Consider the following 12800-nt stretch of genomic DNA (forward strand, 5'->3'; position numbering starts at 1 on the left):
AAATTTTTGGCTTCTATTTCGGCGGATTGAAAAAAACAAAAATTTATGCTTTTCTTCTTCCTCAAAATTTCTTTTCTTTCCCCTCCCTAAAGGGTGGAAAAATAAATTTACTAACTTCCAACTCCCAACTTCCAACTCCCAACTCCCATCTTCTAACCTCTAACTTTCAATAGCTCCATACATTTTCTCAAACTTTCTTTATATCCGGGAACAGCAACACCAAAAGTAGTTTTGATTTTTGTTTTATCCAATAAAGAATAAGCGGGGCGTTTAGCCGGTGTTGGATATGCTGAAGAAGGAATTCCGCTAACAGTACAATCAAAACCTCCTATTTCCTGAATGGCTAAAGCAAATTGATACCAACTGATTTCACCTTCATTGGAGAAATTATAAATTCCGGCTTGCCAATTTGAATGATTGATAATAGTTAGAATAGCCTGAGCCAAATCGGCGGCATAAGTCGGACTTCCTATTTGGTCGTTTACCACATTCAGACTATCGCGTTCCTGCATTAAACGCGACATTGTTTTCACAAAATTATTTCCAAAACTGGAATACACCCAGGAAGTTCGAATAATAATCGCATTAGGATTATTCTGCATACAGGCTTTTTCTCCTGCCAGCTTGGTTACTCCATACACATTTATTGGAGCAGTTAGGGCATCTTCAGTCAATGGCACAGCCGAATTCCCATCAAAAACATAATCAGTCGAAACGTGAATCAATTTACAATTGTTTTCCGAACTCCATTGAGCCATAACAGCAACAGCCTGATGATTCAACACATCCGATAATTCATATTCTGATTCCGCCTTATCCACCGCAGTATGAGCAGCACAATTGATAATGATTTGCGGATTAATTTCAGCAATTGTATCCGCTAAATTTTCCAAATCACACAAATCCAATTCCTGATAATCAGTAAAAACCCATTCGAAAGCTGTGTCATAAGACAACACTCTCAATTCAGAACCTAATTGTCCATTGGCACCAGTTACAAGTATTTTTTTCATTATTTTTTTTTTAACCACTAAAGTTAGAAGTCACAAAGGGTTCTTTTTAAATCTTAAATAACTACATTCTTTTTTGTTTTCCCCGATCCGCCGCGGCGGAAGTCATAAATTATAACGTATAGGATCAATAATCACTTCTTAATTTATACCATTTAGAAATATAGAGAAGTCTAATTGTTTTTTGTCAAATCGAGCGCAGTCGAGATTCAATATAAGGTTCTCGACTGCGCTCGAACTGACAATAAGACCATTTTATATTTCTAAATGGTATTATTTTCCCTTTTAGGAATAAATACAAGAAAAAATTACAAACTGATAACTGATACCTGTCTCCATATAATACTAATTCTCGATTTAGATTAGATAAATTCGTGACAATTCGCGATAATTCGTTTTTAATTCGCATTTTAAAACTCCCAATCAATATCCTTAAAGTACGGCAATACCAAATCCTTTTCAGAGACAATAACCTCAGCTGAATCTAATTGCCAATCAATATTTAAAGCAGGATCATCATAGCGAATTCCTCTTTCACTCTCCTTGTCATACACCTGATCTACTTTATACAATACTGAAGCCGTTTCGCTCAATACCGAAAAACCATGAGCAAAACCATGTGGAATCATTAACTGTTTTTTGTTTTCGGCACTTAAAACCACCGAAAAATGCTGCCCAAAAGTTGGTGAATCTTTCCTGATATCGACTGCTACATCGAGAATTTCTCCTTCTAACACACGAACTAATTTAGCCTGAGCAAAAGGATTAATCTGCAAATGCAAACCACGGATAACCCCTCTTTTAGAAAAAGACTGATTGTCCTGAATAAAATTATAGCTAATCCCGTTTTGGTTAAACTTAGCTTGATTGTAGGCTTCAAAAAAGTACCCTCTTTCATCATTAAAAACAGAGGGATTAATGATTACTAAATCCTGAATAGGTGTTTTTTCAATTGTCATTTTATAAGATTGGATAAATTAAAAAGCATCAAAAATTCATAAAATTGATGTTTTATAAACTTTTGATGCTGTATGCTCTGTATGAGTTAATAAATTATGAATTAAATATTTTCTTGTACCATGGTTTCTTTTCTACTTTTACACCGTATCCATAACCATAGCCGTAACCTTTAGTAGAATCAGTATCATTTAGCAACATACACATATTAGGTAGTTTTTGATCTCGATACAAACCGTTAGGAATATCAAGCATACGTTTTTCTAAGAAATTAGCTCGGGCTACATATATAAAAGTATCAGCATGCTTGGCTATTAATAATGTGTCTGTAACCAAACTAACCGGAGCCGTATCTACAATAATATAATCGTATTGTTGCTTTATCGTTTCAAAAAAGGAATCAACTTTTTTACTCATCAACAATTCAGCCGGATTAGGAGGAATGACACCTGCCGGAAGAATATGAAAGTCTTCGTAACCTTTTTGTTTTATTATTAAATCATCTAAACTTAAATCTTTGGATGACAAATAATTGGTAAAACCTCTGTCCGGCAATGTTAAGTAATCATCTAATCTTGGATTTCTGATATCCATACCCACTAACAGGACTTTTTTACCGGAAAGCGCAAAAGTAGCTGCCAGATTCACCGATACAAAAGTCTTTCCTTCTTTAGGGAAGGTAGAGGTAAGGAATATAGTTTTGGCTATTCCCTCAGGAACTCTACTGACCATAAATTCCAGATTGGTTCTAATAATACGCAGAGCTTCGGCAGAGCTGGATCTGCTTTCCGATTGCATAATCGTCGAAGCATCCTCAGAATTAGGTACATCACCTATGAAAGGAATTTTTGTTCGTCCTTCCAAGTCCATACGGCTTTTGATTTTAGTATCTAAGAAATCAATCAGAAAGATAATACCCGCAGGAATTAACAAACCTAACAATAATGCTCCCAAGTAGATTACTCTGGGATTTATAGAAACTGCTCCGGTAGATAGGGCAGCATCAATCACTTTCGCATTAGGTTCAGTTGAGGATAAGGCTAAAGCCGTTTCTTCCCTTTTTTGTAACAAATACAAATACAATTCTTCCTTTACTTTCTGTTGGCGCTCAATATCTCTAAATTGACGTTCCTGAGAAGGCATTTTTTGTATTTTACTGTTAAATAGGTTTTCATTTTGTTCAATATTCCTTTTTTGTATTTTTAGAATAGATTGACTTTTATCTAAACTGGACAACAATGTCGATTTCAAACTAGCCAACTGTTCATCTAACTTCATAACTGTTGGATTTGAAGCCGTAGCCGATTTCAACATTCTGTTTCTTTCCAAAATCAGATCGTTATATGAACTTATCAGTGTAGAAGCGTCCCCATCGACATCCGAAAAAAGATTAGCTGGTAATAAGTTCTCATTAGTACTTTTCTTGACATATTCAACAACTGAATTCAACACATTTAGCTGAACCTGAGCATCAATAGCTTTTCTGTTAAACTCAGTAGAACCTGTTACATAAAGTTCGGATTCGGATTCTAAATTTGTTAGTTTATTACTAACCTTAAATTGCTCTACATTCTTTTCAACATCAACTAATTCTTCGCTTATCAATTTCAATCTATTGGCGACAAAAACAGAAGTATTCTTTGAAATAAACTCCTTATCACTTACTGCTTTTTCATTGTAAGTCTTCACTAAACAATCTAAAAACAGTTCTGCTTTTTTTTCTACAGCATCAGCAATATTCAACACTATAACATTACTTCCCTTTGTTATGGGTTCAATAGTTAAACGTCCTCTGTAACTGGAGGCAACAGCCTTCAAAGGACTTACTATAATAGACAAAGCTCCTACAGTACTCTGTTTTCCGCTGTTAACCTTCGTAATAATTAAGTCTCCATATTGAGTTTTAATGCGTTGTCCATATCTGAAATGTTGTTTTGCATCAATTAAGTGATCAGCACTTGACAAACTAAAGGTGCCTGAAGCATTTTCAACAAAATCAAACTGCATGGATTTTTCATAAAAATCAGCTGTTTGGTTGATAAAATGAATTTCAACAGGTGAGTCTTTATCAAAAAGTTCAACATCTAAAACCTTACCTTTAGCAATAATGGATATATTGAAATTCAATTTTTCAACAACTGCTTCTGATATTGTTCGGGATTTCATTATTTCAATTTCATCATCAACATTTCTTGTCCCGCTATTGATTCCTAAATCCGAAAATGCTGCAGCTTCTGAAAGCCTCCCTCCTTTTTTAGTATCTTTCATTAAGATTTTTGTCGAAGCACCGTAAACAGGCTTCGTATATCTCAATTTTATAAATGCTATAGAAAATACCAGAAATGCACTAAGAACAAACCATTTCCAATGCACTAAATACTTATTAATCTCAGCTTTTAAATCAAAATCCTGACCAAAATCCTCTGACTGCATATTACTATTCTCCATAAACTATTTTGTAATTACTAAAATAAATGAAACAAAAGTCACCAATAAAGAACTGATTGTTGTCACTAAAGTGACATCAGGACTAAGTGTTCTGTTTTTGGGTTCTACATATATCACGTCATTTTGTGCCAAATAATAATAAGGAGAGTTAATAAAATCAGCTTTGGTTACATCCACTCTAAAATAAGATTTCACCCCATCTATTTCTCTTATCACTAAAATATTCTTTCTATTAGCTGTTGTTTTTAAGTCGCCTGCCATCGTCAAGGCTTCAATCAAAGTAATTCTATCGGAAGCAACAGTAAAAACTCCCGGTCCGCCTACCTCACCCTGAACGGCTACTTTAAAATTTTGAAGTCTAACTGTAATAATTGGATTTTTAATATAAGCCGAAATTTTCTTTTTGAAAAGTGCCAACACCTCTGAACGCGTCATTCCGCTTAATTTCAATTTTCCCAGTTCCGGAAAATCGATGTAACCGTAAGCATCTACTAAATAATCATTCACCGCCGACTTACTTGTCACTTGACCTCCTTCGCCAATAACATTAACGGGATTCAAATTAAAAGGAGCTGTAATTTTAGGGTCTTCGGCTGATATATTAATCTGCAACAAATCATCAGGTTGGATTCTTATTTCATAAGAATTTAATTTTGCCGAAGCCATTTCATCAATATTTTGATAATAAAGTATGTTTTTTTTAGGAGTACAGGAAAAAAACAAGAACATCAAAAAGAGAAAAATAGTACTTTTTGACAAACAGAAATATTTCATAAAATTATATTTTTTGGTGCAAATATAAGGAATTCGATGCCTAGGCTTAACAATGCACTAACAATTTATTTTGTAGAATTATATCTACAACTTAATAAAATCTAAAAACAGTTTTTGGATTCTTGCCCGGTCTTCATCAGTCAAATTAGATCCTGAAGGCAAACACAAGCCTTTTTCAAACAGATTTTGAGCTATACTTTTACCATAATAAGGATATGCTTCAAATACAGGCTGCAAGTGCATCGGTTTCCACAAAGGACGGGATTCTACATCTCCTGCTTCTAATGCCAGTCGGATTTGCTCTGCTGTAATTCCGTTCGTTTTTTCTGGATCAACCACAATGGCTGTCAACCAATGATTAGACACATAATCCGTATTAGGAGCGTCAAAAACTGTAATTCCTTCTATATCTTTAAATAATTCTTTATAAAAATCATTCATCTTTCTTCGCAAAGCAATATGGGCATCTAAAACTTCCATTTGCCCACGACCTATTCCCGCACAAATATTACTCATACGATAGTTATATCCCACTTCAGAATGTTGGTAATGAGGTGCGTTATCTCTTGCCTGAGTGGCTAAAAAAACAGCTTTGTCTTTTAATTCTTTACTGGGAGTAACAATGGCACCACCTCCTGAGGTAGTTATGATTTTATTTCCATTAAAAGACAGAATACCAATATCTCCAAAAGTTCCGCATTGCTTTCCTTTATACCTACTTCCTAAGGCTTCGGCACTGTCCTCTAAAATGGGGATTTGATATTTAGCTGCTACCGCTTTTATTTCGGCAACTCTAAATGGCATTCCGTATAAATGCACCGCTATGATAGCTTTGGGCTTTTTACCTTTAGCCATTCGGTCAACAATAGCTTCTTCTAAGGCTATTGGACATAGATTCCAGGTTTCACTTTCAGAATCCACAAAAACAGGAGTCGCTCCCAAATACAAAATAGGATTAGCCGAAGCCGAAAAAGTCATACTCTGACAAATGACTTCATCACCTGCCAGGACGCCTAATAAAATCAATCCCAAATGAATCGCTGCTGTTCCGGAACTCAAAGCTCCTACATAACATTCGTTTCCTAAATAATTTTCTAAATCCTGTTCAAAACCGTTAACATTAGGACCTAATGGTGCTACCCAGTTAGTATTAAAAGCTTGCTGTACGTATTTTTGTTCGCTTCCTCCCATGTGGGGAGACGAAAGCCATATTTTTGAGTTTTTCATTATTGTTTTTATTATTAAACATATACCTGTCTGCCGACAGGCAGGAGTCATATAAGTTTTTATTTCTTTCGTTAACCATAGCAGTTTTAAATAAGTTCACAGAAGCTCCCTACTTTTAAAACAATTAACTTATATATTTTTTTTACTTTTTATTATCGTACCCGGGTTTCCAACAACAACTGCATAATCAGGCACATCTTTGATAATTACCGCTCCTGCACCAATCGTAGCCCACTTGCCAATTGTAATACCCTGAATTACTTTGGCTCCAATTCCGATATGAGTACCCTCTCCCACTTTTACTCCACCTGCTAATGCACAATTAGGTGATAAATGGACATAATCCTCCACCACACAATCGTGTTCCACTATTGCCGCTGTGTTGATTATACAATGCTTCCCAATAGATGCATCAACATTTATAATTGCCCCTGGAGCAACTACTGTACCTTCTCCTAATGTTGCAAATTTTGAAATTATAGTCTGTAAATGAATCGCCAGATGAAAACCACCACCAAGTCTTTGGGCTATTTTTTTTCTGATCATATTATCACCTATTGAAACAATACATTTTTGTGATTTTTCTGTACTAAATTCCTTCGAATGAATTACCGGAATTCCTAATAGCATTCTGCGTTAGGATTATCATCAACAATAAAACGAACCTCTTCTTTATTCGATTGCAAAATATCTATCACTACTTTGCAATGTCCGCTGGCTCCGTATAAAAATAGTTTATTTTCCATTAAAAGGTTCTATTGTGGCAGCATCGGCTGCATTAATTCCTTCACTTTTTATTACTTTCAAAACGGTTTTGAATAGAATTTTCAAATCCAAAGTAAATGACAGATTATCTACATACCAAACATCCAATTCAAATTTAGTATCCCAGGAAATGGCATTGCGACCATTAACCTGTGCCCAGCCCGTTATCCCTGGCTTGACTTCATGACGTCTGTTTTGAAAATCAGAATATAAATCCAGATAATGTACCAACAAAGGCCTTGGTCCAATTAAACTCATATCCCCCTTTAAAACATTGAGTAATTGTGGAATCTCGTCCAAAGAAGTTTTACGAACAAAAGAACCCATTTTTGTCAATCGTTCGGCATCAGATAGCAGATTTCCATCAGCATCTTTTTTATCGTTCATGGTTTTAAACTTGACAATTTTGAAAATCTTCCCATTTTTTCCCGGACGTAACTGAAAGAAAAAAGGTTTTCCCTCATTAGCAAAATACAAGAAGACAGTAACTGCAATAAATATTGGACTCAAAATTATTAATCCTATTAAAGCTGCAACAAAATCTAATACTCTTTTAAAAAATGATTGATACATATTGTTTTTAGTCCTTAGTTTTCTCTCGTTTTATTTGTTATTCTAAACTGCCTTCTGTTCTCTACACTTCTAACCTCTGACTTCTAACCTCTGACTTCTAACCTCTAACTTTCTATACTCTTCTAAAATTGCTTGCCAAACCACTTTTTGCTCATATTTAGCAACAATCATTTTACGGGAATTTTGCTGCAATTCATTATAAAAAACTTCTTCATTCATCATTTTCGACATAGCTTTCTGGAGTGCTATTGTATTCTTAGACGGAATAATGATTCCGTTTTCTCCATCCATAATAATCTCATTAGAACCGTTGATATCCGTTACAATTGCGGGCAACCCCATTGCTCCTGCCTGTAAAACCACATTGGGAAAACCTTCACGATAAGAAGGAAAAACAAGGCAATCAGCAATAGCAAAATACGAACGTACCTCTTTTTGAAAGCCAACTGAAATGATGTTTTTATTGGTTTCTATTTCCCTTAACGTTTCTTCTTGTAATGGATCCAAATCTGATTCTAAAGACCCAACCAACAAAAGCTTAGTTTGGCTTTTTTTAGAAGAGTTCTCGACTCCGCTCGAACTGACAACAAACTGCTTAAAAGCCTGAACCAATTCGTTAATTCCTTTATCCCCGACTAATCGCCCCACAAAAACAAAAACAAAATCATTTTCAGCAATACCCAAATCTTTTTTTAAAGATTCTTGTCCATCACCGGAAATCTGTTCTTTAGAGAAGTAAGTAGTATCTATTCCATTAACATTTCCATTTGCTATTACTTGCAAAGGCTTAGAAGTTATTTTATACTTAATCAAATCATTTCGAACCCCTTGTCCCTCTGGATAAATATGAGTGGCACAACTACACAACAAACGATCCATAAAGATTAAAAGCTGTTGTAAAAAACCTGATTTACTTGGAAAAATCAATCCTGTAAATGTGTGCATTCGTACCGGAACAGCGGCCAATTTGGAAGCTATCATTGACAGCAAACCTGCTTTAGGAGTTATCGAATGAACAATTTGGGGTTTCTCTTTTTTAAACAACCAATACAATTGCCATAAAGAAACCAAATCTTTTAACGGACTGATAATTCTTTGCATTTGAAGAGGAATTGTCCTTACTCTCTCTCTTTGAGCAACGGCTCTTAAATGTTCATCCTCTCCCGAAACAGCAACGACCTCATAATACTGATTTAAAAAAGCCAATTGCCCTTTGAGTAAAAAATCCAAAGATAGGGCTACAGTAGAGGTGCGAATGATTTTAGGTTTCATTAAGCTTTTATATATTTTACCAATTTCATATAATTGCTTACTCCTAAAACAGGAATTAATACATTCATCCTAATGAATTTTATTATTTTAGTTTTGGTACTAACCCAAGTCAAAGTATGATGATGTATTGTGTAGGTGTTTTCGGTAACATTAAACTTACCTGTTAGTAAACTTTTTGCTTGAAAATAATCATCCTTAAACAAAACAATTCCTGAATCCAAAACTTGATTCTCATTTTGTTTTTTGAAATCATAAGCACTTAAAACCTCTTCCATCCATATGTTCATAGTAGCATTATTAAAACTACCATCATTATTTATAAATTGTAACGAATTATATTTATCTATCATTTTCAAAATATAATCCGATTTTGGTCGTGCTGCCATAAAAGCAGTTAAATCTCCCACCTCATCTAAGCCCATTACAACATTATTATTTAAGACAATTTCATCAAAAGGTTTTACCACTTCATAATCCACATCCATATACACACCTCCATGCTTGGCTAACACATAAAATCTGGCATAGTCCGATACAAATGCATACTGCTTATTCTCATAAGCCTGCTTACAATAAGGAGAAACATTTACATCAAAATTCTCTTCATTCCATAATTTAAATTCATAATCAGGCAGGTGTTTTTTCCAACTTTCAATACATGTAACTGCCAAAGCTGGCATTGCATTTACTCCAAACCAAAAGTAGTGTATAATCTTAGGTATCATTTCTAACTAGATTTTCATAATAATTTTGTAACCATAAAACACTGGAATGAATATCAAATCCGGCATCGACAATATCGTTAAAAGTGTCACGTTTAGCTATTTTGGAAAGTTTCAAAATGGCTTCAACCCATTTTTGTTTGGAATCATTTAAGTCTAAAAACGTCATGTTTCCTTTTACAATTTCCGATTCCCGGGGAACTCCGGTAGAAACCAGACATGGTAAACCTGCTGCCTGTGCCTCAACTAAAGAAACGGGCAAACCTTCAAAAAAAGAAGGCATTAAAAATAAATCCATTTTTTGAAGAATTTCATTTACATCGGAACGACTGCCTAAAAAATGAACTTTATCAGTTAATCCTAATTGATTCACTTTTTCTTTTATTTGCAATTCAAGCTCACCATTCCCTACTAAAATTAAATTTGCATTCTTCACCTCTGTTAATAACTCATGAAAAATAGCAATCAAAAAAAAGTGGTTTTTTTGAGGCGAAAATCGGGCAACATTGATAATATTTAAACCTTCTTCTTGATCATCATTAATTATTTCTAAATTATATCTAAATTTAGTTGCATCGATGGCATTTGGAATTATTTTAAATTCTAAATCATTTCCATACAACCATTCTCCTGCCAATTGACCACAGGCAAAAAAATCAGTAGCATATTTAGGAAGTTTTGATTTCAGGTATTTACCAATAATAGTTTTAATTGATTTCTCAGGCATAACCGCAATATGGCTATGAATGATTCGCTTTTTTATACCATATTTCTTTGAATATTTTAGTGGAAAATACCCAAAAGTATTATTATGCACATGAACAATATCAAAGTTTGGGTTCTCCCTGAAAAACACATCTATAGCTCTTATATATGCAAAAACACTTTTGTATGACAAAGCCGGTAAGCGATGAATTTTTCCCCCTAATGCTATTATTTCGTGTTCATACTCACCTGAATTTCTATGTACTAAAAATTCAAATTCAAATTTATTCTTATCTAAACCTTTAAAATAATTCATCAACATGGTTTCAATACCACCCCGATTCATTACTGTTACTACTTGTAACACCTTTATCTTACTCATCTATTTTCTGGTCTTATAGCTTATAAAAAAAAACAATAGAATTCCGAAAGGAATGGCCAATACGGTATATAATTTCAATGGTGATTCTTTTATAAACTTTTTGTTTTTAAGCAACAGACTCGTTGAAACATAATGGATGCAATTTCTAAGTTGAACCTTTTTGGATTGCGTATATTGCATTTGTACCTTCCTTATAAAAGACCAGCCTTTAGGGTTTCTGATATATTGGTAATACATATTCTTAGAAGATCCATCAGTTTGATATTCTACAACTACTAATGGCTTATTTATACACAACAACTCATAATCCTGATCTATCAACAAATATTTATAGCCTAATGAAACATATTTTTCTCCTTCAAAAACAGGATAATTGGGATATTTTTTAATTACGTCAGTCCGATAAACTATCTTTTTATCTCCAATTCCCCCCCGCTCATAAAATCCGCTCAATGTGGTAGATTTTAAATCACAATCAAATTCCGAACCTATTATCTTATTATTTTTATCAATATCTAAACCTATAATACCTGCGTATTTTTCACTTCTATTTTTATTCCAGAAATCCAGTATAATTTCAACAGCATTCAAAGGCATAAAATCATCCGAATCGATACAGGTATTGAGTTCAGTCGTGATATGTTTATAGGCCGTATTATGGGCTCCATGCATCCCCTGATTCTCCTGATAAATATACTGAATCTGTATTTTATCTTCAGCAATCCATCCCTTTATCAATTCCTGAGTTTTATCGGTTGAACCATCATCTACAAGCAACCATATAAAATCCTGATTAGACTGATTACAAAGACTGGAGTATAATTGGGGTAATAGATAAGCCCTGTTATAAGAAGGGGTAAAAACGGTTAAACTTTTCATTTATGACAATATTGCATTCATTAAATAGGTAAATCCAAAGTAAGCGAGTAAAACTGAACCTAATACCTGATGCTGGTTCTTCATTTGAATTTTCGTTAAAAAAGGATAGACAATAACTATTCCCATCATAAACCAGGACAAATAAGCAAAACGATTGGAAAAATTAGCACGGATAACTAACACCCAAAAAGCATTGGCTGCTAAATACACACAAACTAATTGATTATATCTTTGATCTGTAAAATTCTTTTTAAAAAGAAAAAAATAAGCGGCATAAACTGCCGAGGCGCTGTATAACAAAAAATCCCAGCGAAAACCCGTATTACTAAAAGCATCATCATTAACATTCCCGGCTGTCAAATAACTGGCACGGTCATCTTCCATAAAGCCGGCAAAAAGCCCTTCCCAAAAACCTCCTGCAATCAACGACAAAGGGATACAGGCTAACCATCCATAAAAATATTTTTTGGGATTATTGTACAAATAGCTTAAACCTAAAGCAGCAGCAGGAATAGCGACCGATTTATGAAAACCAATGGCAATTAAAACAAATACAACTTTAGGGACTATTTTTTCTCTGGATAAAGCGTATAAAAAAAGAGACGTCGCGATTCCGTTACGAATTCCATTAGTTCCATACGACCAAAAAGAAAAAGAAGTTATCAATGCTAAAAATGCATAAAAAGCATAATTTTTAAACCAGGTCTTGCAGGCTAGCCATAAAGGTAAAACATATAAAATTACACATACCAAAAAAAACATTTGAGCAGACATTATTTGAGTACATATTTTTACAAAAATTTCAAATCCAATATCCTTACCTTGTCTGCTAAAATCGCCGCGTTGATAACGCAAAAAACCCTCATAATAAGTTGACATATCCCCAAAACGCCAGTCTATTGGACGTAATCCCATATACAAAACAGTAAACAAGAAAATAAAAAAACCTAATGACTGCATCGATTTGATATTTCTTCTGTCAATAATTGCTACTGACTTTGACCTAAAAAACACTATCAAAACTACCAACAACAAAAAGTTGAAATAAACCGTAGTATAATTTTCAACGGGAATAAAATTAAACAT

The 12800-nt window shown here is 34.1% G+C and carries 13 protein-coding genes; all 13 read right to left on the reverse strand.

The genetic code is table 11. The features are described 5' to 3' along the window. Positions 1 to 152: 152 nt before the first annotated feature. The gene (gene rfbD / locus BIW12_RS03250; RefSeq protein WP_071183794.1) at positions 153 to 1013 is read right to left on the reverse strand and encodes a dTDP-4-dehydrorhamnose reductase; all 861 of its coding nucleotides are present in this window, start codon (positions 1011 to 1013) and stop codon (positions 153 to 155) included. Between the two features lie 407 nt (positions 1014 to 1420). Further along, positions 1421 to 1969, reverse strand: a complete 549-nt coding sequence (gene rfbC / locus BIW12_RS03255) for a dTDP-4-dehydrorhamnose 3,5-epimerase (RefSeq protein WP_071183795.1) — start codon at positions 1967 to 1969, stop codon at positions 1421 to 1423. A gap of 94 nt (positions 1970 to 2063) precedes the next feature. Continuing rightward, the gene (locus tag BIW12_RS03260) at positions 2064 to 4415 is read right to left on the reverse strand and encodes a GumC family protein (protein WP_071183796.1); all 2352 of its coding nucleotides are present in this window, start codon (positions 4413 to 4415) and stop codon (positions 2064 to 2066) included. A 3-nt stretch (positions 4416 to 4418) separates the two neighbouring features. Next, a complete protein-coding gene (locus BIW12_RS03265) occupies positions 4419 to 5189 on the reverse strand; it encodes a polysaccharide biosynthesis/export family protein (RefSeq protein ID WP_071183797.1) in 771 nt (256 codons plus the stop codon). A gap of 84 nt (positions 5190 to 5273) precedes the next feature. Beyond that, positions 5274 to 6416 carry a DegT/DnrJ/EryC1/StrS family aminotransferase gene (locus tag BIW12_RS03270; RefSeq protein WP_071183798.1) on the reverse strand — a complete coding sequence of 381 codons (1143 nt, stop codon included), beginning with the start codon at positions 6414 to 6416 and terminating at the stop codon, positions 5274 to 5276. 129 nt (positions 6417 to 6545) lie between these two features. Continuing rightward, a complete protein-coding gene (locus BIW12_RS03275) occupies positions 6546 to 7046 on the reverse strand; it encodes an acetyltransferase (protein ID WP_317040849.1) in 501 nt (166 codons plus the stop codon). Next, positions 7037 to 7162, reverse strand: a complete 126-nt coding sequence (locus tag BIW12_RS16670; RefSeq protein WP_317040850.1) for a PglD-related sugar-binding protein — start codon at positions 7160 to 7162, stop codon at positions 7037 to 7039. Before BIW12_RS16670 ends, BIW12_RS03275 begins: the two co-directional genes overlap by 10 nt. Continuing rightward, on the reverse strand, positions 7152 to 7754 hold the full coding sequence (locus tag BIW12_RS03280) for a sugar transferase (RefSeq protein WP_071183799.1): 603 nt from the start codon (positions 7752 to 7754) through the stop codon (positions 7152 to 7154). The genes BIW12_RS16670 and BIW12_RS03280 overlap by 11 nt, the downstream gene beginning before the upstream one ends. A 69-nt stretch (positions 7755 to 7823) precedes the next feature. Further along, entirely contained in the window at positions 7824 to 9026 is a 1203-nt protein-coding gene (locus BIW12_RS03285; RefSeq protein WP_071183800.1) for a glycosyltransferase family 4 protein, read from the reverse strand. After that, positions 9026 to 9751 carry a glycosyltransferase family 32 protein gene (locus BIW12_RS03290; protein ID WP_071183801.1) on the reverse strand — a complete coding sequence of 242 codons (726 nt, stop codon included), beginning with the start codon at positions 9749 to 9751 and terminating at the stop codon, positions 9026 to 9028. The genes BIW12_RS03285 and BIW12_RS03290 overlap by 1 nt, the downstream gene beginning before the upstream one ends. Further along, positions 9741 to 10835, reverse strand: coding sequence for a glycosyltransferase family 1 protein (locus tag BIW12_RS03295; RefSeq protein ID WP_071183802.1), 1095 nt, complete (start codon positions 10833 to 10835; stop codon positions 9741 to 9743). The genes BIW12_RS03290 and BIW12_RS03295 overlap by 11 nt, the downstream gene beginning before the upstream one ends. Next, positions 10836 to 11714 carry a glycosyltransferase family 2 protein gene (locus BIW12_RS03300; protein ID WP_071183803.1) on the reverse strand — a complete coding sequence of 293 codons (879 nt, stop codon included), beginning with the start codon at positions 11712 to 11714 and terminating at the stop codon, positions 10836 to 10838. Next, positions 11715 to 12800: an EpsG family protein gene (locus tag BIW12_RS03305; protein WP_071183804.1), complete on the reverse strand. Its 1086-nt coding sequence runs from the start codon at positions 12798 to 12800 to the stop codon at positions 11715 to 11717.

The sequence above is a fragment of the Flavobacterium commune genome, assembly GCF_001857965.1.
GTDB lineage: Bacteria > Bacteroidota > Bacteroidia > Flavobacteriales > Flavobacteriaceae > Flavobacterium > Flavobacterium commune.

Coding starts and splice junctions, on each gene's coding strand:
- rfbD (WP_071183794.1), bottom strand. CDS start 1,013: ATGAAAAAAATACTTGTAACTGGTGCCAATGGACAATTAGGTTCTGAA.
- rfbC (WP_071183795.1), bottom strand. CDS start 1,969: ATGACAATTGAAAAAACACCTATTCAGGATTTAGTAATCATTAATCCC.
- BIW12_RS03260 (WP_071183796.1), bottom strand. CDS start 4,415: ATGGAGAATAGTAATATGCAGTCAGAGGATTTTGGTCAGGATTTTGAT.
- BIW12_RS03265 (WP_071183797.1), bottom strand. CDS start 5,189: ATGAAATATTTCTGTTTGTCAAAAAGTACTATTTTTCTCTTTTTGATG.
- BIW12_RS03270 (WP_071183798.1), bottom strand. CDS start 6,416: ATGAAAAACTCAAAAATATGGCTTTCGTCTCCCCACATGGGAGGAAGC.
- BIW12_RS03275 (WP_317040849.1), bottom strand. CDS start 7,046: ATGCTATTAGGAATTCCGGTAATTCATTCGAAGGAATTTAGTACAGAA.
- BIW12_RS16670 (WP_317040850.1), bottom strand. CDS start 7,162: ATGGAAAATAAACTATTTTTATACGGAGCCAGCGGACATTGCAAAGTA.
- BIW12_RS03280 (WP_071183799.1), bottom strand. CDS start 7,754: ATGTATCAATCATTTTTTAAAAGAGTATTAGATTTTGTTGCAGCTTTA.
- BIW12_RS03285 (WP_071183800.1), bottom strand. CDS start 9,026: ATGAAACCTAAAATCATTCGCACCTCTACTGTAGCCCTATCTTTGGAT.
- BIW12_RS03290 (WP_071183801.1), bottom strand. CDS start 9,751: ATGATACCTAAGATTATACACTACTTTTGGTTTGGAGTAAATGCAATG.
- BIW12_RS03295 (WP_071183802.1), bottom strand. CDS start 10,835: ATGAGTAAGATAAAGGTGTTACAAGTAGTAACAGTAATGAATCGGGGT.
- BIW12_RS03300 (WP_071183803.1), bottom strand. CDS start 11,714: ATGAAAAGTTTAACCGTTTTTACCCCTTCTTATAACAGGGCTTATCTA.
- BIW12_RS03305 (WP_071183804.1), bottom strand. CDS start 12,800: ATGTTTAATTTTATTCCCGTTGAAAATTATACTACGGTTTATTTCAAC.